General features: G+C 72.5%; 12 protein-coding genes. 6 read left to right on the plus strand and 6 right to left on the minus strand.

The window, feature by feature from the left end:
* Positions 1-9 precede the first annotated feature (9 nt).
* The 6 genes from O7629_RS14215 to O7629_RS14240 all read right to left on the minus strand — a co-directional run bounded on the left by O7629_RS14215 (position 10) and on the right by O7629_RS14240 (position 17,158).
* Entirely contained in the window at positions 10-1,893 is a 1,884-nt protein-coding gene (locus O7629_RS14215) for a hypothetical protein (RefSeq protein ID WP_278169699.1), read from the minus strand.
* Positions 1,894-1,943: 50 nt separating this feature from the next.
* Positions 1,944-2,906, minus strand: a complete 963-nt coding sequence (locus tag O7629_RS14220; RefSeq protein ID WP_278169700.1) for a sulfotransferase domain-containing protein — start codon at positions 2,904-2,906, stop codon at positions 1,944-1,946.
* A 27-nt stretch (positions 2,907-2,933) separates the two neighbouring features.
* Entirely contained in the window at positions 2,934-3,848 is a 915-nt protein-coding gene (locus O7629_RS14225; protein WP_278174525.1) for an alpha/beta hydrolase, read from the minus strand.
* 2 nt (positions 3,849-3,850) lie between these two features.
* A complete protein-coding gene (locus O7629_RS14230) occupies positions 3,851-4,165 on the minus strand; it encodes an acyl carrier protein (RefSeq protein ID WP_278169701.1) in 315 nt (104 codons plus the stop codon).
* Between the two features lie 67 nt (positions 4,166-4,232).
* The gene (locus tag O7629_RS14235) at positions 4,233-9,083 is read right to left on the minus strand and encodes a type I polyketide synthase (protein ID WP_278169704.1); all 4,851 of its coding nucleotides are present in this window, start codon (positions 9,081-9,083) and stop codon (positions 4,233-4,235) included.
* A gap of 5 nt (positions 9,084-9,088) precedes the next feature.
* Positions 9,089-17,158, minus strand: a complete 8,070-nt coding sequence (locus tag O7629_RS14240; protein WP_278169706.1) for a type I polyketide synthase — start codon at positions 17,156-17,158, stop codon at positions 9,089-9,091.
* Positions 17,159-17,575: 417 nt separating this feature from the next.
* Here O7629_RS14240 and O7629_RS14245 point away from each other — a divergent pair, with 417 nt between their 5' ends.
* The 6 genes from O7629_RS14245 (at position 17,576) to O7629_RS14270 (ending at position 26,862) form a co-directional block, all read left to right on the plus strand.
* Complete coding sequence (locus O7629_RS14245; protein WP_278174526.1) at positions 17,576-18,610, plus strand: tetratricopeptide repeat protein; 1,035 nt, start codon at positions 17,576-17,578, stop codon at positions 18,608-18,610.
* A gap of 328 nt (positions 18,611-18,938) precedes the next feature.
* The gene (locus O7629_RS14250; protein ID WP_278169707.1) at positions 18,939-21,557 is read left to right on the plus strand and encodes a fibronectin type III domain-containing protein; all 2,619 of its coding nucleotides are present in this window, start codon (positions 18,939-18,941) and stop codon (positions 21,555-21,557) included.
* A gap of 52 nt (positions 21,558-21,609) precedes the next feature.
* Positions 21,610-22,605: a MoxR family ATPase gene (locus O7629_RS14255; protein WP_278169709.1), complete on the plus strand. Its 996-nt coding sequence runs from the start codon at positions 21,610-21,612 to the stop codon at positions 22,603-22,605.
* An 11-nt stretch (positions 22,606-22,616) separates the two neighbouring features.
* A complete protein-coding gene (locus O7629_RS14260; protein ID WP_278169711.1) occupies positions 22,617-23,816 on the plus strand; it encodes a DUF58 domain-containing protein in 1,200 nt (399 codons plus the stop codon).
* Entirely contained in the window at positions 23,813-26,173 is a 2,361-nt protein-coding gene (locus O7629_RS14265) for a transglutaminase domain-containing protein (RefSeq protein ID WP_278169713.1), read from the plus strand. Before O7629_RS14260 ends, O7629_RS14265 begins: the two co-directional genes overlap by 4 nt.
* A 32-nt stretch (positions 26,174-26,205) precedes the next feature.
* Complete coding sequence (locus O7629_RS14270; protein WP_278169715.1) at positions 26,206-26,862, plus strand: DUF3159 domain-containing protein; 657 nt, start codon at positions 26,206-26,208, stop codon at positions 26,860-26,862.
* The last annotated feature ends 34 nt before the right edge of the window (positions 26,863-26,896 follow it).

The raw sequence follows: 26,896 nt of genomic DNA on the forward strand, positions 1-26,896 counted from the left end.
CTGCTTCTCTTAGTGGTGGTGGTGTTTCGGAGTCAACTTGATCAACTCCCAGCCGCCCTCAGGGACGTCATCTGTCGGATCTGTCCGCAGATTCATCGGGTTGGCCATACCGAGGTATACCGTGGACCCGTCCACCACCATGCTACGGACGCCGTAATTGAGGTAGTTCCCGAGCCCGGCGTTGTCCACCATTTTGGCCGGCCGGTGCGGCGACTCGAAGACCCAGAGGTCGGCGCCGAAGGCCAGCTCCTCTTCCTCATCGTCGTCGTCACCACCGCGGGCGGCGTCCGCCGGCGGCACCGGCTCGTCCTGCTGCAACTCCTTCGCCAGGTAGCTCCAGTCCATCGTGCCGACATAGAGCCGGCCACCGGCGACGACCATCTTCCAGGTGTAGTTGAGCGTCGGGTTGTCGAACCCGGACGCCCCGTAGAGCGGGGTGTACCCGGTCGACGTGCTGGCCCAGACTCCGGCGCCGTCGCCGGCCGCCGGGTCGTAGGCCGGCAGCTCGCTGGCACCGTAGAGCAGGTCGACCCGGTCGCCGTGGCCGCCACCGCGCTCGCCGTGGCCGTGCTGGTGGCCGTGGCCGAAGCTGCCCCGGAAGACGCCGATGGCGCGCTGGGTGTTGCGCACCGAGTCCCGTACCCCCTGCTCGTCGGTCGGCGGATACACCGCCAGGTGCACCGTCGTCGACTTGAAGGGCACGTGCATGGTCCCCCAGTAGAGGTAGCCACCGTAGGATGCGAGCCCACCCAATCCGTAGGTACGGGCGATGATCGGATCCGGCTCGTACTCCATCACGTGCCACACCCGGGTCCACCCGTCGACGTCCCGGCTGTCCAGGCCCGGTCCGTTCGCGGACAGTTTCGGGCTCATCCAGACCCCGGCGATGTTGAGCGGAACCGGCTCCTCGTCGGTGGGTTCGTCGGCGATGCCGGCGGTCGGTGACACCGGTCCCGGTCCAAACGACTGGGTGTCCTCCGCACCCGGCCAGGTGGTGACGAAGATCCGGCCCTGGTGCACGGTCAGGTCCACCGCCTGGGCCGGCAGGTCCGCCACCGGCAGGAAGCTGAACGGGTCGGACTTGCTGCCGGTCCACCGCAGCACCAGCCCGCGCTGACCACCGTTGGGGCCTACCCCGACGCCGGCGTACATCTCGCCGTCGGCGATGACGAAGTGCCGGATGTTGCCGTACTCGGTGAAGTTTCGCGAGCCAAGGTAGGCACCAGTGTCGGCGTCGAACGCGAACAAATTGATCGTGGCACCGAGCGCCGGGCCACCGAGCAGCACCACGCCGCGGTGGTTACCGGCGGCCCGGAAGCCGACGGTCCGCAGCAGGCGGGCCTCGTCGTCGGGTGAGGCGCCGCGCAGGTCGGCGGTGCGTTCGACCATGCTGCGCCGCTTCAGGTCGTAGGTGTACACCCGAGGGGCACGGTGGTCACCGACGGTCGGCGGCAGGTCCGGGTTGGCGCGGGCGATCTGGCTCTGGCCGTACTCGCAGACCCAGTCGTCGTTGCGCGTCGGCTGCGTGTTGCGCAGGTTGTTTCCGCTGGTCAGGCAGTTGGGGTTGGCGCCGGTGCCGAACCACAACCGGTCCTTGTAGCGGGTCAGTCCCCAGACGTAGGCCTGGTTGACCTTGGGCTGCCCTGTCTCGCAGGGCGGTCCCGGCGGATAGTCGACACCGATGTCGACGAAACACTCGTCGGCCGACGCCTTGGCCAACAGGGTGCTCTGGTAGCGGGTCCCGCCGTGGTGTCCACCGTGCCTTCCGTCGGTGGTGGCTGCCGACTCGGTACCGGCCACCGGTGCGGCGGCGGCCGGGCCGGCGGCCAGAAGCAGCCCGGCGAGCACGGCGGCGGCGACCGACCGGCTCGCGGATGGGCGCAACCTACGCATCAAACACTCTCTCCCTCTACTGTGGTTGATTGGTGCGGGATGGCTCCGGGTCACACGGCGGCGGTCTGCCGTACCGCGCCACCCTTGCCCACCCGGCCGGCGACCTGTCGGGCCCAACCGGACGGGTCGTCGAACTCCAGGAACTCACCGAGCCGGGCCAGCTGCGGCTCCGGGTCGGCGACCAGGTCCTCGTAGGTCATGGTGAGCAGGTGCGCCGGCGGATTGTCGGCGAGCGCCTGCTCGGCCTGCGCCGCCATGAACGCGCAGAGCCCGAGGTAGCGGGTACTGTCCTCGCCACGCTCGCGGAGCAGGTCGGCGGTGATCCGGCCGGGCAGCAGATGCTCGAGTTCGGCCGGCACCTGCTGGTCCGGGTCCATTCGGAAGGGATCCACGCCGCACCGCGAGACGAACTCCAGTCGCAGCTGGATGAGCTGGAACGACGAGTGCCGGCTCATCGACCGCGCGGTGTCCGCCCAGTTGCGGGTCAGGTAGATGATCCGGGTGTCCGGGAACGACCGCAGCAGGTACGGGGCGATCTGACTGGACCCGCCGGACCGCTCCACCCAGCGCCGCCGGCCGGTCAACCGGGTGAGCAGGTCCAGGAACATCCGGTGGTGGTCGACGAACGGCTGCTCAGGGAAGTCCGGCACCTGGCCGGCGAGCTGGTCGAACAGGCCGTCCGGGTCGTCGGTGAGTTTCGGCAGGGTGATCGCCAGCAGCTGCGGCAGCTCGGTCAGGTTGCCGGCCCACCTGCCGTCCGCCGGGTAGCGGACCTCCTTCGGCGGCAGGCCGATGGCGAACAGCGTGGCAAGCTCCGGTTTCGGGCTGCTCAGCACCTGCCAGTACGCCGCCCCGGTGATCGGCTCCCCAGCCTTCGCCCACGACGGGGTGGCCATGAAGAACTCCTGGACCGAAAGGGTCGCCGGCTCCTCGACGATCAGGTCGGACAGCAGGGTGGAACCACACCGCCCACTGCTGATGATGATCGCCCGTCCGGGCGCCTCGAACTGCATCGAAACCTCCTGGTGAAAACGACGACGTCAGCCGCGCAGGGCGGGCTGACCGGTGTCGGCGAGTTGGCGGGCGAGCCAGGGCAACACCTGGCGCCGGACCTGGTCGCGGGCGGTGACCAGCACCGCGTGCCGGTGCCCGGGGACGACCACCAGCTCGGTCTGCGGCAGCAGTTGCACCAGCGCCGGAGCCAGATCGGCGGCGGACGAGTCGCTACCGAAGATTCCGAGCACCGGGCAGGTGATCGCCCGTAGCGCGGCCGGGTCGGCGGGTGTGCTGGCCGGCAGGTCCCGGCCGGCGGTAGTGGTGGCGACGAGCCGGCGGACCGCCGCGGCGTACCGGGCGCCCCGCTCACCCCCGCGGGTAGTCAGCGCCGGCGGCTCGCCGTCGCCGTCCGGCTGCGCGGCCCGCTCCAGCTGACGGCCCACCCGGGCGAGCCACTGGGCGGTGGCCGGCGCCGACTCCACCGCGACCAGCGAGGCGACCCGGTCCGGGTGGCGGGCCGCGTACCCGAAGGCGATGGAACCGCCCAGCGAGTTGCCCAGCAGATGCACCGGCGCGTCGACACCGAGCTGCTCCAGCAGCGCGGCCAGGTCGTCAACCAGGTCGTCCAACCGGTAGCCGGCCGGCGGCCGCTCGGTCCGTCCGTGGCCCCGCAGGTCGTACATGACCACCCGGAATCCGGCGTCGGCCAGTGGATGTGCCAGGCTGAGATACCAGCTGGCCAGGCTGTCCGGCCCGATTCCGTGGATCAGGACCGCGACCGGTCGGCCGGCCGACGATTCGGCCGCTGGGCCGACCGCCGGGCCGGCACCAGGTTCGCCGCCTGGGCCGGCATCCGCAGCGGCGGCCACTCCCCCGGCGGCCACTCCCCCGGCGGCCGGCTCGGCGGCCACCGGTGGGAGTTCCTGGACATGCGTCACCAGGCCGTTGACCTGGATCATCGTCACTGGCCGGCCACCTGCGCCACGCTGGCCGGCGGGCTGTCCAGCGCGGTGGCGATGTGCTCGACCAGTTCGCCGACCCGCAGCGCGCGCAGCGAGTCCACGTCGAGTCCCGCGACGAACTGGGCGAAGTTGACCGAGTCGCCGTACCGGGCCTGCAGCCGCCCGGCGAGCGAGATGACGTCGATGCTCTCCATCTCCAGGTCGTCCCGGAAGCTGGTGTCCATCGTGATTTCCTCGTCCGGATCGATGCCGGGCAGCACCGCGCGCAGCATCTGCGAGATCTCCGTCAGGATGGTGTCGTGGTCGGCGGGCATGATGCGGGTCTCCTTGTCAGGACGTCGATCGGCTTTCTCGGCAGGTCGATCGGGCCGTTTTCGGGGCCTACCGGGTAGGTTCCGGGCCCCAGGTCCAACCAACGACGTAGCGTCGCTGCGGCAGGTCGGGCGGGTTCTCCAGGCTCCGGCAGGTGACCTGGTAGGACCTGCCGGAGGGAGCCTCGACCAGCAGGGTGCCGGCGTCGACGGCGACCACCCGTAGCCGGCGGGGCGCTCCGTCCAGCCCGGTCCCCTCCGCCTTGCCGGCGGCCTCCTTGGCCGCCCAGAAACAGGCGAACCAGAACCACCGGTCGCTGCCGGCGCTGACCTGGTCGAGCAACGCGACCTCCGCACCGGACAGGGCGTAGTCGACCGTGCTGTCCGGCCGGTCGGTGACCTCGACGATGTCGATACCGACGCCGGGGCCGTCCGGCGTCGACCGGGCCGGGCCGGCGATCGCCACGGCGGCTTCGGCGCAGTGCGCCAGGGACAGGTCGCACTCCCGCAGGTCCCGGCCGGGACGCAGGTCGGCACGCGGCCGGCCGTTCGGGTCGTTGGCGATGGTCAATTCGATCGGGTACACGTCGGTGTGCCCGGCGTCCCACTGTCGGAACCGCACCGCGTCCTTCGCCGCGATCCGGCCGAGCAGCCACTGTTTGCGGGTCTTCCCTGGCTGCCGCTCGTAGTCGGCGGACGCGGCGGTACCGAGGATGCCCCGCGCGGCCATCGACTGGGTGACCAGATCGGTCCAGCAGTCGAACACCGCGGTCCACCCTTCCGGCTGACGGACCGACATCGGGTGACGTTCCGGGAATCGTTCAGCCGGACGTGCCTGCGGATGGCTGTCGAACCGACGGTCGACCGCGCCGTCGATCTGCGCCCAGACCCGGCCGCCGACGGACAGCTGGGTGTCCGCGACCAGTTGAGAGTCGTCGATCGATCGAACCCGGGCGACGCACTCGAACGCCGTGCCGGGCTCGGGCGGCGGGCCGAAGAACCGGACGTGGCCGAGACCGACCGGCAGCGCCACGGTGCGCATCGGCTGGGTGGTGATGAGCCAGTTCCCGATCAGCTGCAGGGCATTGTCCAGCAGGGCACCCGGCGGGACGGGCGCGGTGACCACGCCGCGTACGTGCATCTCGCCGAGGGCGTGCACCGTGGTCACCCCGTGGAACTGGGGACCGTGGAACATCAGCCGCTCCGCGTACATCTCCTCGGCGCTGATCCGGGGAGCGGTCTCGGTGGCCGGGTCATGGGTCCACGGTTCGCTCACCGGGGCCGGATAGTCGGCGGCCACGTCGACCGTGGCTCGGGCGAAGCTGCCGAAGTTCACCGCGTACGAGTCCGGGCCGGCCGACCGGACGACGATCTCGACGTCCTGCGCCGGTGCCGCGATGGTCCACCGGTTGAACCGGGCGTCGCGCACACCGACCACTCGCAGACCGGGGACAGCCTGTGCGACAGCGTCCATCATGTGGTGTACGACGGTCGTCGCCGGCACCACCGGCCACCGGTCCTCCGGGTTCGGCCAGTCCTCCGGCTGCACGAAGAAGCAGTGGTCGAGCAGGTACGGCATGGTCTGCACGGAGACCCGCAGGGTGGTCCGGGCGATCTCGGTACGGGGCGGCGGGGCGGCCGTCGGCACCGGCGCCGACCTGGTCGGCCCGGCTGCGGCCGGTACGGTGACCGGCCGGGCGTCAGCCGGCGGTGCGGTGCCCGGCCGGGCCGGCGCGGCCGGAGACACCGGAGCCGCTGACACCGGGGCCGTTGACACCGGGGCCGTTGACACCGCGGCCGGGCCGGCGGGTCGGGTGGCGGCGTCCAGCACGGTCACCGCACCGTCCGCGGTGTCCCGCAGCAGCGCGGCGAGTTCGGCGGCGGCCTTGGACCGGCCGGCGAGCCGGTGCAACGCGGTGAGCGAACCGGCCGACGACTCGGAGGCTGCCGACGGCTGAACAGCGGCCGACGGCTCGGTTTCTGCCGGCGATTCGGCGTGCGCCGGTGGCCGGGGTGAAGCAGGTGGCCGGAGTTCAGCAGGCGGCGCGGGTACCTCCTGTGTGGCGGCGGTGGCGGCGGCCGACGGTTGGGCCCCGGCGACCGGCGGACCGGACGGCCGGTGTGACGGCAGATCGGCCAGGCCGAGCAGGGTGTCGGCACCCGGCCCGAGGCGCACCAACGGGCCACCCAGGTCCAGCTGGATCTTCGGCCCCCGGCGCGGTGGTGCCGCCGGGGCAGCCGGTGCCGGCGTCACCGGGGCGGCGGCCGCAGCGGGTGGCCGCAGCGCCCGCAGGTCCGGTGCCGCGCCCTCCACCCACAGCGCGGTGGCCACCCGGCGCAACTGATCGAGACCGGTACGGTGACCCACGTTGACCGGCATCGCGAGATGGTCCCGACCGCGCAGGTTGTCGCTGACCAACGACGCCAACTGTCCCGCGCCGACCTGCAGGAAGACCCGGAACCCGGCGTCGTACATCGCGGCGGTCAACTGCCGGAACCAGACCGGCTCCATCATGTGCCGGACGAAGATCTGGTTGACCTGCTGCTCGTCGGCGGGGAACGGCGCTGCCAGGGTCGCCGACCAGACCGGGACCGTGGTCGGATGCACCCGCCAGGACTGCAGGGCGACCCCGATCGACCGCAGCCCGTCGGCGAACGCCGGAGTATGGAAGGCCGACCGGAACGGCAGCTTCTGGCACAGCACGTTACGCCGACGTAGCTCGTCAACCAGTCGGTCGACCTGCTCCTCCGGGCCGTTGACCACCGACTGCGCGGGCGCGTTGTCGTGGGACAGGACAACTCCCGGATAGCCGCCGAGCACCGGCGTCACCTGGTCGGCACCGGCACCGACGGCGGCGAAGACATAGCCGGACACCGCCACCGAGTCGGCGTCGAACAGTTTGAGGAAACCGTCCATGTCGGTGGTGCTGACCTGCCCACTCACCGCCGCGGCGGACCATTCACCGATGCTGTGCCCGGCGACCGCGTCCGGCCGGATGCCGATCCGGCCGAGCACCTCGTCGAGGAACTTACCCACTTCGATCAGGCCGGCACCGTGCCGACCCAGGTCGGCCGCGGACCACTCCCGGTCCGCGAGCCCGAAGTGCGCGGCCAGATCCTTGGTACGCGGCGTGAACTCGGCCTCCAGCCCGGGGAACACGAACGCCAGCTTCCCGCCGGCGGTCAGCAGCGGAGCCGTGGTGAACCAGATGTCCCGGGCACCCCGCCAGGGCTCCCCCCGGCTCACCGCGCGCCGGGCGGTGGCCAGCCGCTTGTCGGTCGGGTCCACCACACCGATCCGGCACGGCGGCGCTGCGTGAGCCTGCGGTCCGTCGGCGAACGCGGCACCCTCACGCCGTACCAGCGAATCGTCGCGGTCCAGCAGCGCGGCGAGGCCGGCCGGATCGTCGGCGGCCAGCCACAGCACCTGGTCCGCTTCCTCGACCTCGACGCTGGCCGAGCGGGCCGGCTGCCGGGCCGCGCCGTTCGGCACGGCCGCCCAGGCGGACGGGGCGGACGGCGGCTGCTCGATGATCAGGTGGGCGTTGATCCCACCGAAGCCGAACGCGTTGACCCCGGCGCGGCGCGGTCCGTCGCTCTCCCACGGCTGGGCGGCGGCGATCGGCGCGAACCGGGTCGCGGCCATCTCCTCGCGGGGCTGTCCGCAGTGCAGGGTGGGCGGCAGAACGCCCCGGTGCACGGCGAGGGTCGCCTTGATCAGGCCGGCGATCCCGGCTGCCGGCATGGTGTGCCCGATCATCGACTTGACCGAGCCGATCACCGGCCGTGGCCCGCCCTGGTACCCGCCGAACACCTCGGCGACGGTGACCAGTTCGGCGGCGTCCCCGGTCGGCGTGCCGGTGCCGTGCGCCTCCAGCAGGCCGAGCGCGTCCGGCGCGGTCGGATCCAGCCCGGCGGCCTGCCAGGCCCGCCGGATGGCCAGCGACTGTCCACTGCTCGCCGGGTTGAACATGCTCGCCGACCGGCCGTCGCTGGACACGCCGCTGCCGCGGATCACCGCGTACACCCGGTCACCGGCGTCCAGCGCGTCGGCAAGTCGTTTCAACACCACGATCCCGGTGCCCTCACCGATCAGCAGGCCGTCCGCCGACGAGTCGAACGGACGGATCTCACCCTGCCGGGACAGCGCCCGGAGCTGGCTGAACACCGACCAGAAGCTGATGTCGTGCACGTGGTGCACACCGCCGGCGAGCACCGCGTCCAACCGGCCGGCCCGCAGTTCGGTCATGCCCTGGTCGACCGCGATCAGCGACGAGGCACAGGCGGCGTCGATGGTGTAGGACGGGCCGCGCAGGTTCAACCGGTTCGCCACCCGGGAGGCGGCGAGGTTGGGCACCAGCCCGATCGTGCCTTCGGGCTGCTGCGGCCCGAGCCGTTCGTCGAACTTGCGCCGGACCCGGTCGAGGCTCTCCGGCGGCAGATCCGGGATCAGCTCCTTGAGAATGCCGATGACCTGGCTGGACATCCGGACCCGCTGGGCGTAGCGGGCCTGGGCCGGACTCAGGATCCCGCCCCGGCCGAGCAGGACGCCGATCCGGTCCCGGTCCGGCAGCCGGTCCTGGCCACCGGCGTCGTCGATGGCGGCGGCGGCGACCTGCAGGGTGATCAGCTGGTCCGGCTCGATATCGCCGATCGAAGTCGGCATGATGCCGAAGCGCAGCGGCTCGAAGCTCGCGTGGTCGTCGACGAACCCACCACGCCGGCAGTACATCCGGTCGGGGCGGTGCGCCTGGTCGGGATCGTAGAACTCCTCGTCCCAGCGGTGCGCCGGCACGTCGGTGATGGCGTCGACGCCGTCGACCAGGTTGCGCCAGTAGGCGTCCAGGTCGGGGGCGCCCGGCATCAGCGCCGCCATGCCGACGATGGCGATCGTCTGGTGTGGGTCGTTCAGGTCCGACATCTGGTTCACCATCCCGAGGCGGTGTAGACCACGGAGGTGACCGCCGGGTCACCCCAGGCGAGCTCGCGAAGCAGACTCAGCGCGCCCTCCTCGGGATCGATCAGGTCGATGCCCCGGCGGGCGTACTCCCGGCTCAGCTCGGCGCTGACCATCCCGCCGTGCACCGAGCCCGGCGCCCACGGCCCCCAGTGCACGGTCAGGCAACGCACCCCGGTGCCGGCCGCCCATCGGCCACCGATCCGGTCGAGCGCGTCGTTGGCGGCGGCGTAGTCGCTCTGACCCCGGTTGCCGTACGCGGCCGCGATGCTGCCGAACAGCACCACGAAGCGTGGCTCGGAGCCGTCGCGCAGCGCGTCGAGCACCGTCACCGCACCTTGTACCTTCGTCTGGAACACCCGGTCGAACGACGCCGGATCCTTCTCGGCGATCAGCTTGTCCTCGATCCGGCCGGCCGCGTAGACCAGACCGTCGATCCGTCCGTGCTCGCCCTGGATCTCCTTGAGCAGTTGCCGGGTGGCGTCGGCGTCGGTGACGTCGAGGCTGTGGTAGCGCACCTGGCTGCCGAGTTCCCGCAGCTCGTCCAGGGTCGCGCGGACCTCGCGGGCGGCCAGGATCGCGGTGGCCGTACGGTCGATCTCCGCCGGTGCGCGCATCCCCTGGGCGACCAGCGCGGCCCGCAACGCCGGCTTGTCCGCCGCAGCGGCCAGCGCCGGGGACTCCGCCTCCTGCGGCAGCGGGGTACGGCCGACCAGCTCGATGCGGCATCGGCTGGCGGCGGCCAGGGTACGGGCGAACCACGGGGTGATGCCCCGGGCACCACCGACGAGCACCACCACCGAGTCTTGGTCCAGACCGATCGCCTGGGTCTCGGCGACGCCGTCACCGGCCGGTCCGGCACCGCCTGCGGCGAGCGGGCCGAGATCGACCGCGGCCAGGTCGACGGTCTGCCGGCCGGCCGCCGACCAGGTGACGATCGGGGTCTGTCCGCCACTGAGCAGTTCGGTGACCAGGCCGGTGGCAAGCTGGGTGTGGTCGGCGCCCGCCGGTACCTCCAGATAGGTCACCGAGACCTGCGGGTACTCCCGTTGGATGGTCCGGAACAGGCCGGCGAATCCGTCGGTACGCGGACCGGCGGTGCCCGCGGCGACCAGCCACCGCACGCCCGCCGCGAGGGCCTGCTTGATGAACGGGAAGATGCCGGGCAGCAGCGGCCCGCCGCTGTCGCTCAGCCCGTCCAGGATGATCACGCCGTCGTAGCCGGTCACCTGGTCCGACCCACCGGCGTGGATCGATCCGGTGGCGCCTGCCGCGCCGTGCTGGGCGAGCTGCTCGGCCAGCGGTGCCAGGGCCGGCGACCCGCCGGTGATCAGGAACCGGGTACCGGCGAGCGCCTCCGGCGCGACGACCGCACCGGTGGCGGGAACCGGCCGGGCGACGAGTCGACGTGGGGCCGTACCGCTGTCCGGGCCGGACCCGGCCGGCTGCGCCGGAGATGCCGCCGGTGCCGCCTCGGGTGCCTGATCGGCCGCCATCTTCTCGGCCAACCACGCCACCATCGTGCGCACCGTCCGAGCCCGAACCAGCTCCTCCAACTCCGACTCGTCACCATCCACCGACAACCGCAACCGGGTCGCCACCTCACCAGCAACCTCAGCCCGCTTGATCGAATCGATACTCAGATCCGCCTCAAGATCCAAATCCAACTCGATCAAATCCACCGGATACCCGGTCCGCTCACTCAACACCTCCAGGATCGCCTCCTGGAACTGCGCCACCCCCACCGACACAGCCGCCGGCCCGGCAGCCGAAGGCGACGTGGACACAGCGGGTGCCGAGACGGCCGGCGCGGTGGCCGTGGTCGGGACGACCGCCGGCGCTGCCGCCGGTGCCGCCTCAGGTGCCTGATCGGCCGCCATCTTCTCGGCCAACCACGCCACCATCGTGCGCACCGTCCGAGCCCGAACCAGCTCCTCCAACTCCGACTCGTCACCATCCACCGACAACCGCAACCGGGTCGCCACCTCACCAGCAACCTCAGCCCGCTTGATCGAATCGATACTCAGATCCGCCTCAAGATCCAAATCCAACTCGATCAAATCCACCGGATACCCGGTCCGCTCACTCAACACCTCCAGGATCGCCTCCTGGAACTGCGCCACCCCCACCGACACAGCCGCCGGGGACGACACGGGACCAGCGGCCGGGGAGACAGGTGGCGCGGTAGCAGTGGTCGTGGTGACCGCAGGCGCATGGCTCGGCGCGGTCACCGACGTGACCGGTTCGACGGTCGCGGGTGCGGCCGCCATCTTCTCGGCCAACCACGCCACCATCGTGCGCACCGTCCGAGCCCGAACCAGCTCCTCCAACTCCGACTCGTCACCATCCACCGACAACCGCAACCGGGTCGCCACCTCACCAGCAACCTCAGCCCGCTTGATCGAATCGATACTCAGATCCGCCTCAAGATCCAAATCCAACTCGATCAAATCCACCGGATACCCGGTCCGCTCACTCAACACCTCCAGGATCGCCTCCTGGAACTGCGCCACCCCCACCGACGCGGCCGCCGGCCGTACCGCGACCGTCGCGGTCACCGTCGCTGCCGTCGACACGGGATCCGTGGGGGCCGCCACCGACGTCGCGGCGACAGCCGGTGCGGCGGTCTTGTGGACCGTCGGGGCCGCCGGCACGTCCTCGCGCACCGCTGGAGCGGGCCGGACGGCGGGTGCCGCCGGAGCAGCCTGGGCGGCGGGTGCCGCCGGAGGCGTCGGGTCGGCAGGCGACGCCGGGATGGCCGGCAGATCGGTCACCCGGGGTGCGCTGGTCGGCGCGACCACCTCGGGGTAGCTGCTCGGCGCGGCAATCGCCGGCTGCGCCACGACCGACGGATACGCCGCAGGCCCGACCCACCCGTTGCCGGCCGGCGGCTGCTCCCCGAAGTACGCCAACATCACGTCCCGCTGGGAGGCGATCAGTTCCCGACTCGTCCGCAGAAACTCGCTGATCAGTTCGTCGCGCCCGTCCCGGTAGCCGGCTGCGGGGACGGGCCGGCCCCCGGCATCGGCAGCTGGAAGGTGGCTGATCCCGTTGCCGTGGACATGGCTATGCCCGTTGCCGGACACATGGGCCACGCCGTTGCCGGAGCCATGGGCCACGCCGTTGCCGGGACCATGGCCGTTGCCGGACACATGCGCCACGCCGTTGCCATGGCCGTTGCCGGGACCATGGCCGTTGCCGGACACGTTGCCGAGACCACGACCGTTTCCGGCCTCGGTGGATGCACTCATCGACAGCTCCTTGATTTGTCGGGGAGGCGTCATGCCGCCGGGCAGCGGCCGGCCATGCTGGTCGCGTACCAGCTGCCCGTCGACCGTCCAGACCGGACGCGACGACGGCGGGGCGGGCGCGATCTCGGCGACTCGCCGGCCGCGGTAGAGCCAGTCGGTCTGCACCGGGACCCCGGCGCAGGCCAGTTCGGCGACGGCGGAGAGAAAACCACGTAGTCCGTCCGCCCGCCGACCGTCGCAGGCGACCGCCACGTGTGGGCGCTCACCCAGGACGGCGTCGACCAGCCGGGTGAGTACCTGGCCGGGACCGGCTTCGACGAAGACGCGGGCTCCGGCGGCGTACATCGCTTCGATCTGGTCGACGAACCGCACCGGGGCGCCGATCTGCGCGGCGAGTTCGTCACGGATCTGGTCCGCACCACCCGGGTAGGGCTGGGCGGTGCGGTTCGACCAGACGGGAAGGCTGGGGGCGGCCACCGGATGGCCGTCGAGGGTGGATCTGAAGGCGGTGACACCGTCGGCGACCACCGGGCTGTGAAACGCACAGGCCACCGCGATCGGCCGGGCAGACAGACCCTTCTCCTTGAGTACGGACACCGCGCGGCGCACCGCCGGGGTCGGGCCGGAGATCACCACCTGCCGCGGGCCGTTGTGGTTGGCGAGCACCACCTCACCGGCCAGCCCGGCCCCGGACAGCACCTCACCGATCTGCTCGGCGGTGGCCGCCACTGCGGCCATCGTGCCGGGATCGTTGCCAGCGGCCGCCAGGATCGCGTCGGCGCGCTGGCGGCTCAGCTCGAGCAGTGTCCGGTCCTCGAATGCGCCGGCGACGCACAGCGCCACCAGCTCGCCGTAGCTGTGCCCGCCGGCGAGGTCCGGCCGGATGTTCAGCCGACCGAGCAGGTGGTGCACGGCGAGCCCACCAATGCCGAGCACCGGCTGGGCGATCCGGGTGTCCCGGACCCGGTCCTGTTGACCCCGGTCGTACTCGGGGTCGAACGCGGCCGGTGGGAAGAGCGGTTCGACGTAGTCACGGCCGATGTCCAGGAACCGCCGCAGCTCCGGGAAGCTGACGAACAGATCGGCCAACGCACCCGGGCGTTGGCTGCCCTGGCCCGGGAAGAGGAAGGCGACCTTGCCGTCCGCGCCCGGTGGCTCAGCCGGCTGGAACAGCCCACGCGCCGGATCGTGCTCACCGGCGATCGCCCGGCGCAGCAGTCCGGCCAGGTCGTCAAGGTCACTGGCGACGATGGCGACCTGCACCGGGCCGGACCGGTTCTCAGCCTGGCGGGACTGGGCGGCGGCGAGGTCGCGCAACCGCCAGCGCCGGCCCAGCGCGTCGCGGGTGTCGATGGTGTCCAGCAGCGCCCGCATCGCCTGGTGCGTGCCGGCCCGGTCGCCGGCCCGGAAGCAGAACAGCTCGGCCGGCCATTCGTCGCGGGCGTGTCGCGGTTCGGGTGCGTCGGCGTAGGCGCTGAGCACCGCGTGGAAGTTGGTGCCGCCGAACCCAAAGGCGCTGACCCCGGCGACGCGTTCGCTGGCCGGTGCCGCCCACGGCCGCGCCGAGGTCTCGAAGGCGAACGGGCTCCGATCGGGGTGCCAGGCCGGGTTGGGCCGGGTCACGTGCAGGGTGGGCGGCCGGACCCCGGTGTACAGCGCGAGCGTGGCCTTGATCAGACCGGCCAGACCGGCCACGCACTTGGTGTGCCCGATCTGCGACTTGACCGACCCGAGGGTGCAGCTGCCGGGTGTGGCACCCGCCTCGCTGAACACCGTGGTCAACGTCTCCAGCTCGGTACGGTCGCCGACCACCGTGCCGGTGCCGTGTGCTTCGATCAGGCCGACCTGCGCCGGCGACACCCCGGCCTGCCGGTACGCGCGGTCCAGGGCCCGCCGCTGGCCGGCCGCTCGGGGTGCGGTCAGGCCCAGGGCCCGTCCGTCGCTGGACCCGCCGAGTCCTTTGATCACCGCGTAGACGCGGTCGCCGTCGCGCTGCGCGTCGGACAGTCGCTTGAGCACGACGGCGGCGACGCCCTCGCCGAGCGCGATCCCGTCACCGGCGCTGTCGAACGAACGGCACCGCCCGGTCGGAGACAGCGCGTGCGCCGAGGTGAACATGAGGTAGTCGTTGATGCCGTTGTGCAGGTCGGCACCACCGCAGATCATCAGGTCGCTGCCGCCGCTGGCGAGCTCCTTGCAGGCGGCGTCCATGGCGGCCAGCGACGAGGCGCAGGCCGCGTCGACGGTGTAGTTGGGGCCGCCCAGGTCGAGCCGGTTGGCGACCCGGCCGGCGATGACGTTGGCCAGGATGCCGGGGAACGAGTCCTCGGTGACGGTCGGCAGCTGCTCGTCCAGCTCACCGGGAACCTCCGGCAGGTAGGCCGGCAGCATGGTCCGCAGCGTCTGCGCGTGCCCCATGTCGCTGCCGGCCTCGGCTCCGAAGATCACCCCGGTACGGGAGTGGTCCACCCCGTCGCTGCCGGGGGTGTAGCCGGCGTCGACGAGGGCCCGCTGGGAGACCTCCAGGGCCAGTAGCTGGGTGGGGTCGATGCTGGCCAGGGCGGACGGTGGAATCCCGTACCCGATGGCGTCGAACGGGACCTCGGCGAGGAAGCCACCCCACTTCGAGACGCTGTACCGGCCGGTCTGACCGGGTCCGACCTCGGGCGCGTAGTAGATGTCCGGGTTCCACCGGTGCGGTGGTACCTCGGTGACAGCGTCGGCGCCGTCCAGCACGGTACGCCAGAACGCGGCGAGGTCCGGCGAGTTCGGCAGCATGCACGCCATGCCGACGATGGCGATGTCCAGCGGCTCCGCCGGCACCTCCGGCTCGGCCGGGGTCCAGTCGGCCCGCAGCCGCTGGGACCGGGCGGTGTGGAAGGCGACCGCCTGGTCGGTGACCGTACCGTGCAGCGCCGAGACAGTGGTCTCCTGCTCCCGCAGCACCGCGACCTGGCCGGCCATGAACATGCCCTCGCTGAGCTGGGCCGCCTCGTCGACGTCCACCAGCGCGTCGCCGTCGCGCCGCTTACCCTTGCTGGCGATCCGCAGCCGGCCCACGTTGAGCAGCTCGAGGTGCTCCCACACCTGGCGGTTCTCCAGGCCGGCGGACTCGAGCTCGGCTCGCAGCGCGTGGAAGTCGTCGACGAAGTCGCTCTGCAGGCACCGGGTCACGTGTCCCGGTGCGGTCTCCAGCAACGCGGTCCGGGTCGCTTCCCGGGCCATCCGGGCGAAGGTTGGTTGGATCGCGCCGTGCGCGACGGCCTCCGCGGTGAACAGGTAGGCGGTGCCCATCAGCACCCCTACCCGGACGCCTCGCCGGGTCAGCGGGGCGGCCATCGCGGCGATCATGGCCGCCGACCGGTCATCGTGGATGCCGCCGGCGAAGAAGATCTGGATCTCGGCCGCCTCTTCCGGTGTCGCACCGGCGAGGTGCTCGGCGAGTACGGCGAGCTGCGCCTCCCACAGCGGAAAACTGGCCCGGGGGCCGATGTGGCCGCCGCACTCGGCGCCTTCGAAGATGAACCGGCGGGCACCGGAGCGCAGGAACTGGCGCAGCAGCCCCGGTGACGGCACGTGCAGGAAGGTCCGGATCCCTTCCCGTTCCAGTTCCTTGGCCTGTGGTGGGCGGCCCCCGGCGATGATGGCGAAGTCCGGGCGGATCCGCCGGATCACGTCGAGCTGGGCGGCGCGGATCTCCTCGGGCGCGAAGCCGAGCACACCGACGCCCCAGGGACGTCCGCCGATGCGGGCGGCGGTGTCGGTGAGCATCTCCTCGGTGCGTTCGGCGGTGGCCAGTGCCAGCGCGATGAACGGCAGCGCCCCGTCGGCGGCGACTGCTGCGGCGAAGCCGGCCTCGTCGCTGACCCGGGTCATCGGGCCCTGCGCGACCGGCACCCGCAGGCCGAGGTCCTGGGCCAACGGACCGCCGGGGCGCAGTACCTCGGCCGCAGCGGCGTCGGTCGCCGCGTCGACGATCGACTCGCGGATGCCACGGACCGCGGCCGCGGCGTCGGACCAGCGGCCGGCGAACTCGGCGGCCAGCCAGCCGTCCTGGCCGACCGGCAGCAGGTCGGCGCGGGCCGGGACACCGGCCGCGCCCGGCCGGCGCGGAGCCCGTGGGATCCCCCGGTATCCGTCGACCAGGACGCTCTCCGACCCGTCCATCCGCCGGATCGCGGTCAGTACGTCGGCCGGCAGGTCCGACTCGGGCATCAGGGCCAGCTGGTTGTCCAGCACCACACCGGCGGCCCCGCCCAGCACGCAGGCGGCGGCCGTGTACGGCCCGATCCCGCCCAGCGCCCAGACCGGCACGCCCAGGTCGGCGGCGGTGAGTTGCTGGACGAGGACGAAGGTGCTCAGCTCGCCGACCTCGCCACCGGACTCCATGCCGCGGGCGATCAACCCGTGCACACCCGCCGCCGCTGCGGTCCGGGCCGCGGCGAGGCTGGTCACCTCGGCGAGTACGCGGTAGCGGGTCACCAGTTCGGACAGGTTCCACGGCAGCTCGCCGGTGACGACCACCAGCTCCACCCGGCCAGGCGCGAGCCGTTCGAGGTCGTCCACCGAGGCCGGACAACTCGCCGGGACGCGGACCGCGATCGGCCCGTCCGACCAGGCGGCCAACTGTTCCACGGCGCGCAGGACCTGCGGCCGGGTTCCGGCCAGGTCGAGCACGCCGGTGCCGCCGCCCCGGCGGACCGCGCTGGCGATGCGTGGGCTCGGCTCGATCTCGCCGCAGGGGGTGTAGGCGATCACCAGGTCACGCATGTCGACTGCAATACTCATCAGACTCCCGCTTCGTGAGCAGTGGTCCCGGATTCGATGCTGACCGCCGGAGGATCCACCGTTGCGGCAGCTCAGAGCGAATATTCTGCATCAATCGATGTCACTCTGCGGAGAAACTTAGCGGCAACCAGTTACGACCGTGTGAACTCTGCCGACCAATAACGCCAACCCGGTGCGGGCAAAACCAGGTCAGCTGACCGGCTTCCGACGACAACCGGCAACAATGCCCTTCCGCCAGAAACAATCTGGTGACTCAGGTCACATCGGACGGACAGGCGGTGGATCCGTACGGTTGGATCCGAACTCCCCGACGTTGCCGTTCGGTACCCCGGGGCCGGGTGGACCGACGGCACCCGGCAGCATGGCGAGGTGGCCCAGCCTTCCCTCCTCGTCGGTGTCCGCGACAACGCGGCCGCCATGCGTGCTGGCGGCGACCTCGCCGGCGCGTGCGAGTACCTGCTGCGGGCGCTGGATTCGGCCCGCGACGCCTTCGGCACGGACGAACCAGAGGTCCTGTGGACCGCGCACCTGCTGGCCCGCCTTCGACGTGAGGCCGGCGACCCAACAGCCGCCCGGCGGCTGTTGGAGGAGTCGCTGGCAGCAGGCGAACTACGGCTGGGTGACCGGGAGCCGGTCATGCTGGCCATCGCGTACGAGCTCGGCACGCTCGCCGAAGAACTGGGCAACCGGCATGAGGCCCGCCGCAACTTCGCCCGGGTCGCCGCCGCCGGCCCGGCGCAGCTCGGTGATGACCACTGGCAGGTCCGGGCGGCCCGGGAGTACCTGGCCGGCTCGTCGGTCGCCCCGGTCGATCCGGCTCCCACCGCTGCGCAGCGCGTGCCAGACCTGCCGGCCCGGCCGGTACCGCCCACCCAGCCGACACCACCCACCCAGCCGACACCACCGGCACCGGCACCCCCGGTTTCCGGCCGGGAGGTAACGACCGCCGCCGATCGGCCGCCGCCGTTGTCCACCGCCGTGACCGGACCGGCCGCAGGCGTTGCGGCACCGTCGCGGTCCCTACCGGTCGTCGTCGCGGTCGGCGCCGCGGCCGCAGCGGTCATCGCCGCCGTGGTCGTGGTCATCGTGGGTGTCACCGTCCTGCTCGACGGACGAGCCACCACACCGACCGGACCGGGGCGTCCAGGGTCCGAGCCCTCTGCGGTCGGCGACCCGCCGACCGCCCTGCGGCTGACCGACGACACCACGGCCGTGACGCTGGCCTGGTCCGACCCGACCGCGGGAACGGTGCCGTTCATCGTCGCAAGTGGCCGTAGCGGACAACAACTCGGCGCACTCGCCACGGTCAATCCCGGCCAGACCGTATTCACCGTGAACGGGTTGAATCCCGAACTCGACTACTGTTTCGCGGTGCTCGCCGTCTACTCCGCAGACGACTACGTCCCCTCGGACCAGGTCTGCACCGACCGTCGGACAGCCGATCCGGACTAGTCGACAAACTCGGTGTTGATCAGCGGAAACATGAATTCTCGAGCAGTTCTTCGGTAATCTCGTCCGACGTTGTCCACAGGGGCTGCCAGAGCAGTTTCCGGCCAGCGTGACGGCCCCATAGGATGGCCTCCGGCCGGGTGCCGGGGCGATCCCCGGCCGGCAACGATCGACGATACGGACGACGGACACCAGACGACCGACGGGCGGAAGGCGACCTACTGTGGTCACCACGGGCGACGGCAACACAGCCGACGGCGGCACACACGACGGCGGCACACGGCAGAGCGCCGGACCCGACGGCCGGCGACGACGCGGCCGCGGCACGCTGGTGACTGTCGGCACGGTCACCGCGCTCGTCGTCGGCATGGGGCTCACCGTGCTCGGGCTCGGCGCGGCCGACCACGCGGCGGCCGGCTACGACGCGAGTTCGTGGTTGTGGAGCTCCGCCCGAAGCGAGCTGGCCAGGGTCAACGGGCTCACCGGGCGGGTCGACACCCGGGTCGAGGTCGCCGACGCCCAGGGCCGCCAGACTCAGGTGGTGCAGACGGACCAGTTCCTGATCCTGCGCGAGCTGGCCACCGGCAAGGTGAGCTCGCTCGATCTCGCCACGTTGCAGGTCGGCGCGACAGTCCAGAGCACGACCGGGCTCGGGGTGAGCGTGGCGATGCAAGGCGACGCGGCCTTCGTCATCGACGCCGTCCAGGGCGTGGTTCGTCAGATCGACCCCAGGTCGCTGCAGCCCGTCGGCGACCCGGTGCGCTACCCGCCAGGGATCGCCGGTGGACACTTCGACGGCGCCGGTCGGCTGTGGATCGCAGTGCCGAGCGAGGGCACCGTCTCGGCGATCACCGCCGCGCCGCTGCCGAGCGACCCGGCGCAGGGCGCGGCGGAGGCCGTCTTCGACTCATCGATCCCCCAGCCGGCGGCTACCGAGCCGGATGCGGACGCCACCGACGCCACCGCCGGGCCGACCCGAGTCCGGACCGTGGCGGTCGCCCCGCCCAGCAACGAGTTGACCATCTCCGCACTCGACGACGGCGTCGCGGTGCTCAACCGGACAGCCGGCACGCTGACCCTGCTGCGCGGCGGGGACCGCCGCGAGGTGCCGCTCGACCTGGACGGTCCGGGCGTCCTGCCGGCCCGCACGACCGGCAGCCTGGTCGCGGTCACCGTTCCCGAGCGGCGACGCATCGTCCTGGTCGACGACGACGAGGTCCGGCAGCTGTCGGTGCCGGGCAGCGGATCCGCACTACGTCCCGCCGTCAGCTGGGCGGGCCGGGTCTACTGCGCCGACGAACGCAGCCGGGAGATCTTCGCGTTCGACGGGGCGGGAGCGCTGCTCCCGTCGATCGACGTCACCGAAACCACCGGCCCGCTCGACCTGGAGGTCCGGGAGAACCACCTGTTCATCAACGCGCCCGACGCGGCCACCGCCCGGGTCGTCACCGACGCCCATGAGGTACGGCAGGTGGACAAGTACGCCAACGACATCCTCGGCGGTGACCCACCGCCGGCGCCACCACCACCGCCACCACCACCGGAGCCGACGGTCGGCCGGCCGGGTGCGCCACGCGCGGTCAGCGCGGCGGCCGGCGACTCCACCGTGCGGGTCAGCTGGCAGGCGGCCGCGGACAACGGCTCGAGCATCCAGCGGTACGTGGTCACCGGCGACGGCCGCAGCTTCGAGGTGGGAGCCAACCAACGGTCGTTCGAGGTCACCGAGCTGGTCAACGGCGAGACGTACCGGTTCTCGGTCCATGCGGTCAACGCCGAGGGCGCGGGTCCCGAGCGGGAGTCCAACCCGGTCGTCCCCACCGCCGAGGTGCCCGACGCCCCGGCGAACGTCACCGCGCAGGCCCGCGCGGACGGCTCGGTCGCGGTGAGCTGGCCGGCCGCCGACGGCCAGGGCAACGTCATCGGCGGCTACACGGTCACCGCGGTCTCGGCCGAGGCCACGGCGCCGGTCGGCGACGTCTCCGGCACCGAGCTGGTCCTCGCGCCCGGGTCGCTCGACTACGGCACGCAGTACGCGTTCACCGTCGTCGCGGTCAGCGACCAGGGAGCCAACTCGACGGCGTCACCGTTGAGCAACTCGGTGGTGCCCTTCACGGTCCCGGGCGAGCCGGCGGCGGTCGAGGCGACCACCGTCGCCGACCAGCGGGGAGCCCTCCGGGTCGGCTGGTCCCCAGCGCCGGACAATGGGCGGCCGATCACCGGGTACGTGGTGACCGCCGGCGACCAGCGCACCGAGGTGTCCGACGGCACCGCCGTCACCCTGACCGGGCTGGGCGACGGGGCCGACGTGGCGGTCTCGGTGCATGCGGTCAACGAGGCCGGTGACGGCCCGCCGGTGAGTACCACGGCCCGTACCGTCGCCGAACCGAAGGTCACCGTCACCGGTGCCACCGCCGGCACCAACGCGGTCACCCTGAGCTTCTCGGTGGATGCCGGCGGCGGGAACGTCACCTGCAGCGCGGCGGCCGACGGCGCGGCGGCCGTCACCGGCAGCTGCGACAGCATCCGGGTCGGCGGACTCTACCCGGGACGGTCCTACCGGTTCACCGTCCGGGCCAGCAACGCGGCCGGCACCGGCACCGCCACCCACAGCCGGGCGACCGCGGACCTGTACGGCACCGCCACCTGCGTCAACGGCCCGGACGGCGAGCAACGCACCTACTGCGACGACGACGTTCCCGGGCGCAACGGCAACGAGATCTTCTCCGTGCCGGAGCAGGACAACAGCCGCCAGGTCGGCTGGGTTCCCGACGGCACCCGACTCACCGCGCTGTGCCGCCGCCAGGGTGGGCACGTCGACGCCTGGATCTACAACGGCGGGAAGGCCAGCACCTGGTGGATCCGGGTGGAGTACAGCGGGAAGAACTACATCCCGTGGGCCTGGTTGAACCTGGCCGGCGGCGACGACCTGAACCAGCTGCCCACCTGCTGACACCGCCCACCCGGACAGCCACCGATCCACCCCGGCGAGGAGACCAGCCGCAGTGACCACGACCACCCCGCTGACGTCCCACGAGGTAACCGGCTTCGCCTCGACCGCCGCCCGACTGGCCGGGGAGATCTCCACCGTGGTGCTGGGCAAACCGCAGGTGGTGCGACTGACCCTGACGGCCCTGTTCGCGCAGGGCCACGTCCTGCTGGAGGACGTGCCCGGGGTGGGCAAGACCACGCTGGCACGGGCCGTCGCCGCGACCGTGCACGGCCACTGGCGTCGAATCCAGTTCACCCCCGACCTGTTGCCCGCCGACGTGTCCGGAGTGACCATCTTCAACCAGTCCACCCAGGGGTTCGAGTTCCATCCCGGCCCGGTGTTCGCCAACATCGTCATCGCCGACGAGATCAACCGCGCCTCGCCGAAGACCCAGTCGGCGCTGCTGGAGGTGATGGAGGAACGCACGGTCACCGTGGACGGCGTCCGGCATCCGGTGCCCCGGCCGTTCCTGGTGGTGGCCACCCAGAACCCGGTCGAGATGGACGGCACCTACCGGTTGCCGGAGGCCCAGCTGGACCGGTTCCTGGTCCGGTTGTCGGTCGGCTACCCCGATGAGCAGACCGAGATCGAGGTGCTGCGCGGGGCGACCCTGCGGTCCCCCGAGGCGCTCGACCCGGTGACCGACACAGCCACCGTCGGCCAGCTCATCCAGCTGGCGCAGCGGGTGCACATCGCCGACCCGTTGTACGGGTACGCGGTGCGGCTGGCGGCCGCGACCAGGACACACCCGCAGATCCGGGTCGGGGTCAGTCCACGCGGGGTGATCGCGCTGACCCGGGCGGCCTGCGCGTACGCGCTGATCGGCGGCCGGGGGTTCGTGCTGCCCGAGGATCTGAAGGCCCTGCTGGAGCCGGTCTTCGCGCACCGGCTGCTGCTCACCGCGGACGCCCAACTGCGTGGCGTCACGGCAGCCGAGGTGCTCGCCGACGTGGTCCGGTCGGTCCCGGTGCCGCTGCCGGCCGCCCAGCCGGCAGCGGCCGGGGTCTGAGCCGCCGCCCCATGAACGTCACCGCCCGCTGTCTCGGCCTAGGCGTCACCGCCGCGCTGCTCACCGCCCTCGGGTCCGTGCTCGGCTATCCGGAGCTCGCACTGCTCGGCACCGCCGGGCTGACGGTGGTCGGCTACGCGGCCGGCTACGCGCTGTGGCAGCCCCGGCTGTCGGTACGCCGTACCGTCGAACCCGACCGGGTGAACCGGGGCGATGTCTGCACCGTGACGTTGCAGGTCGGCAACCTGCGGCGGTGGGGCGTGGCGAGCGTCCTCGCCGAGGAGCGGTGCGGCCGGCGGTGGATCCCGGTGCCGCTGGCCCGGTTGCGCTCCGGCGCCACGACCACGGTGCGCTATCCGGTGCCCACCGATCGCCGGGGCGTGCTCCCGGTCGGCCCGTTGCGGGTGCTCCGCCGCGACCCGTTCGGCCTGGTCGCCGTCGCGCGCGCGGACGGCGAACCGGTCCGGGTGTGGGTCCGGCCGCAGGTGCATCCGCTGCGCGCGGTGCCGGCCGGGATCGCCCGGAGCCTGGACGGCCAGATCGACCGGGTGCCGCACGGCAGCATCACCTTCGACTCGTTGCGGGAGTACGTCGTCGGCGACGAACTGCGCCGGGTGCACTGGCGCACCAGCGCCCGGATCGGCCAGCTGATGGTGCGGGAACACGTCGACACCAGTCTGCCCCGGATGGTGGTGCTGCTGGACAACCGGACGGTCGCGTACCACGACCAGGTTGACGGGGCGTCGGCGACGTTCGAGTCGGCCTGTGAGGCGGCGGCGTCGGTGGTCGACGCGGCGACCCGGGCCGACCTTCCGGTGCTGCTGCGGATGGTCGTCGACCAGCCGCCGCCGGACGGCACGCCAAGTCGGCACCCGCTGGACCGGCTGGCCGAGGTCACGCTGGCCGGCGCCGACCGGCTGACCGGCGGGGACCCGGTCCGACAGGTCTGCGACCAGCTGCGCCAGCAACGGCCCGGCGACACGCTGGTCTATCTGGCCGGTGCCGGTGATCCGGACGCCGTCGCCCGCATCGGTGCGCTGCGCGCAGTCTTCGCGACCATCCTGGTAGGCCGGATCACCGGCGCAGCCGACCCGTCGGCAGGCGGGGCACCGGCGGTGGGTGCCCCGACCGGGCTGGCCGGCGTGCTGTTCGTCGAGGCGGACGACGGTGCCGGCTTCGCCGCCGGGTGGGACGCGGCAGGTGACCGGTGACCGGTGACCAAACGACCGGGCTGGCGCGTCTCGGTGCGGTGGCGGCGGCGCTGATCGCGATGACCGGGTCAGCAGCGGTCCTGCTCGGCCGGATCTACGACGGTTCGGCGGCCGGCTGGCTGATCGGCGGCGCCGGCGCGGCGGCGGTGCTGGTCGGCACGTTCGCCCGGCGGCTACCGAACTGGCAGGTGGCGCCGCTGTCGGTCGTGCTGATGGCTGGCTACCTGCTGGCGGCCGGATGGTGGACGGCGGACCGGGCGGAGCTGACCGGCCCGGTGACCCGGCTACTCGCCGACGCCGCCGCGAACGGGGTGCCCCGACTGCTGACCGCGATGATTCCGATGGAGGCGGTGCCGGACACGGTGGTGGTTCCGGTCGTGGCCAGCTGGCTCGCCGGCTTCACCGCGACCGAGCTCGCGGTACGGGCCCGGCGCATGCTGCTCGGCTGCCTACCGCCGCTGCTGCTGTTCGGCGCTGCGGCGTTCGTGGTCGGGCCGAACGCCGAGCCGGCCCGGTGGCCGGCGCTGCTGTTCGTCGCGGCGGCGGCGGTCGGGCTGCTGGTCACCGCGGCACCGGTGCCCGCTGCCCGGCCGAGCGAGCCGGCGGCAACGGTCGACCAGCCGGCCGGGCCGGGCGGTGGTGGCGCGCTGACGGCGGTACGGCTGCGGACGGCGGCGGTGTCGTTGGCCGGCGCGGCCACCGTACTGCTGCTGGTGGCGGTGAGCGCCCCGTGGGTGGTGGCCCGGATCGCGACGACCGACGTCGACCCACGCCGCTACGTCGCACCGCCGCAGGTGGAGATTCTCGACGAGAATCCCCTGATCAGGATCTCCGGTTGGGCGCTCAATCCCGACCAGCCGCTGTTCGACCTGCAGGTCGACGCGTCCCCGGTCTCGACGGTGGAGGGGCAGCGAGCTGCTGGGGCCGACCCGCGTCCGACCGGAGACGGTGCGCTGCGGTTGACCCTGGCTGTGCTGCACGACTACGACGGCGTCACCTGGCGGGTCGGCGGGACCTATCGCAACGCCGGCCGGGTGCTGCCGCCGGTCGAGGACGCTGCGGCGTCGCGGACCGACGCGTCGTCGACGGACGCCGTACGCCAGGAGATCACCGTGGCCGAGCTGTCCGGCCGGCTGCTGCCCGCGATCACCGCCCCGGTACGGGTCGACGGCGTCCGGGTGGCGTACGACCGGGCCAGCAGCACCCTGCTGCACCCCGAGGGTCTCACCCCCGGCGTCACGTACGCCGTCGACTCGGTGCCGCGTCGACCACCGCTGAACGCGCTGACCACCGCAGACGTGCCGGCCGGGGAGTCGGTGGCCCGGACGCTGCGGGTGGCCGACGGGGTGCCCGCGGAGATCCGTCGGCTCGCCCAGCAGCTCGCCCGGGACAACGGTGCGCCGTACCAGCGGGCGCTGGCCGTCGAGCAGTTCCTCGCCGACCACTACCAACTTGTCGCCGACGCGCCGAGCGGGCACGCGTACCCGAATCTGGGTTTCTTCCTCTTCGGGCCACGCGACGCCGGCGGCCAGCGGGGCACCTCCGAGCAGTTCGCCGCCGCCTACGCGCTGCTCGGCCGGCTGATGGGGCTGCCCACCCGGGTGGTCGTCGGGTTCGTGGTGCCGTCCGGTGACGCGACGGTGCACGGCAGGCACGCGGTGGCCTGGCCGGAGGTGCTCTTCTCCGGTGTCGGTTGGGTGCCGTTCGATCCGCTGCCCCGACCGGACAGCACGCCGCGCCCGATCGAGGAGGAGTTCCGGCCGGCACCGGACGAGCCGACGCCGTCGGTGGAGCCGTCCGTGCTACCGACGGTCGACCCGCCGCCGTCGACACCGCCCTCGGCGGCCTCCGCACCGCCGGGCGGTCGGCCGTCCGGCTGGCTGCTCGGCGTCGTCGCGGCAACAGTGGCCGGGCTCGGCGCGGCCGGATGGGCCGGCGTCGTCCTGCTGCTGCGTCGCCGGCTACGCGACCGGCGACTCGACGGTGGCACGCCCGCGCACCGGATCTGCGGGGCCTGGCTCGAGGTGGTCGACGCGCTCCGGCTGGCCGGTCACCCGGCCGGGGTGCACATGTCCGCCAGCGAGGTGGCCGGACACGGTCGGGCGCTGCCGGACGGTGCGGCGCTGCCCCGGCTCGACCCGCTGGCCGAGCTGGTCAACCTCGCCAGCTTCGCACCGGGGCAGACCGACGACGAGCAGGCCCGGCGCGCCGGTGGTTACGCCACCGTCTGGGTGGCGGCGCTACGTGCCCGGCGGCCGTGGTGGCAGCGGCTGGTCTGGTCGCTGCACCCCGGTCCGCTGCGCTGGGACGGTCGCCGGCGGACAGCCGCCACCGCCGACACCACAGGGAGCGGTTAGCCTTACCTAAGGACGGCGGCGGGAGGCGGACGGTGACCGGGACATCGGGCGACACCCAGACGGAGTCACTCGCGCAGCTGCTCGGCGGGCGACGAGGCGCTATCGACGCCACGCTGCCGGCGGTGGCGTACGGCGTCGGATGGGTGGCCGGCGGGGAGTCGATCTGGGTCGGCGTGTGCTGCGCGGTCGCGGTCGGTGTGGTGATCGCCGGGGTACGCCTGTGGCGTCGCGATCGGCCCCGGTCGGTGCTGATCGGGCTGATCGCCGTCTGCGTCGCCGCGGTGATCGCGCTGCGCACCGGTCGGGCGTCCGATTACTTCCTGCTGCAGCTGCTGTCCAACGCGGCGAGCGCACTGGCCTGGGTGCTCAGCATCGTCGTCCGGTGGCCGCTGCTCGGCGTGGTGGTGGGCGCGGTGCTGGGCCAACGCACCCGGTGGCGCCGGGATCCGGCGCTGCTGCGCGCGTACGGCCGGGCCAGCTGGGTCTGGGTGGGGCAGTACGTGACCCGGGTGGCCGTCTTCGTCCCGCTCTATCTCGCCGACCAGGTGATGGCGCTGGCCGCCTTACGGGTCGCGCTGACCTGGCCGCTGGTCGCCGCCTGCCTGGCGGTGAGCTGGTGGGTGCTCCGCCGGTCGCTTCCGGCCGGGCACCCGGGGATACGCCATCCGGTACCGGCCGACCTACGGTGACGAATCGGCCTCCCGTACGACCCGGGCCGGTACG

Source organism: Solwaraspora sp. WMMD792 (assembly GCF_029626105.1).
In the GTDB taxonomy this organism is placed as follows: Bacteria; Actinomycetota; Actinomycetes; order Mycobacteriales; family Micromonosporaceae; genus Micromonospora_E.

Excerpts from the sequence above, each read along its gene's own strand:
- O7629_RS14230 (WP_278169701.1), bottom strand. The coding sequence starts at position 4,165 with ATGCCCGCCGACCACGACACCATCCTGACGGAGATCTCGCAGATGCTG.
- O7629_RS14220 (WP_278169700.1), bottom strand. The coding sequence starts at position 2,906 with ATGCAGTTCGAGGCGCCCGGACGGGCGATCATCATCAGCAGTGGGCGG.
- O7629_RS14245 (WP_278174526.1), top strand. The coding sequence starts at position 17,576 with ATGCGTGCTGGCGGCGACCTCGCCGGCGCGTGCGAGTACCTGCTGCGG.
- O7629_RS14215 (WP_278169699.1), bottom strand. The coding sequence starts at position 1,893 with ATGCGTAGGTTGCGCCCATCCGCGAGCCGGTCGGTCGCCGCCGCCGTG.
- O7629_RS14225 (WP_278174525.1), bottom strand. The coding sequence starts at position 3,848 with ATGATCCAGGTCAACGGCCTGGTGACGCATGTCCAGGAACTCCCACCG.
- O7629_RS14260 (WP_278169711.1), top strand. The coding sequence starts at position 22,617 with ATGAACGTCACCGCCCGCTGTCTCGGCCTAGGCGTCACCGCCGCGCTG.
- O7629_RS14240 (WP_278169706.1), bottom strand. The coding sequence starts at position 17,158 with ATGAGTATTGCAGTCGACATGCGTGACCTGGTGATCGCCTACACCCCC.
- O7629_RS14235 (WP_278169704.1), bottom strand. The coding sequence starts at position 9,083 with ATGTCGGACCTGAACGACCCACACCAGACGATCGCCATCGTCGGCATG.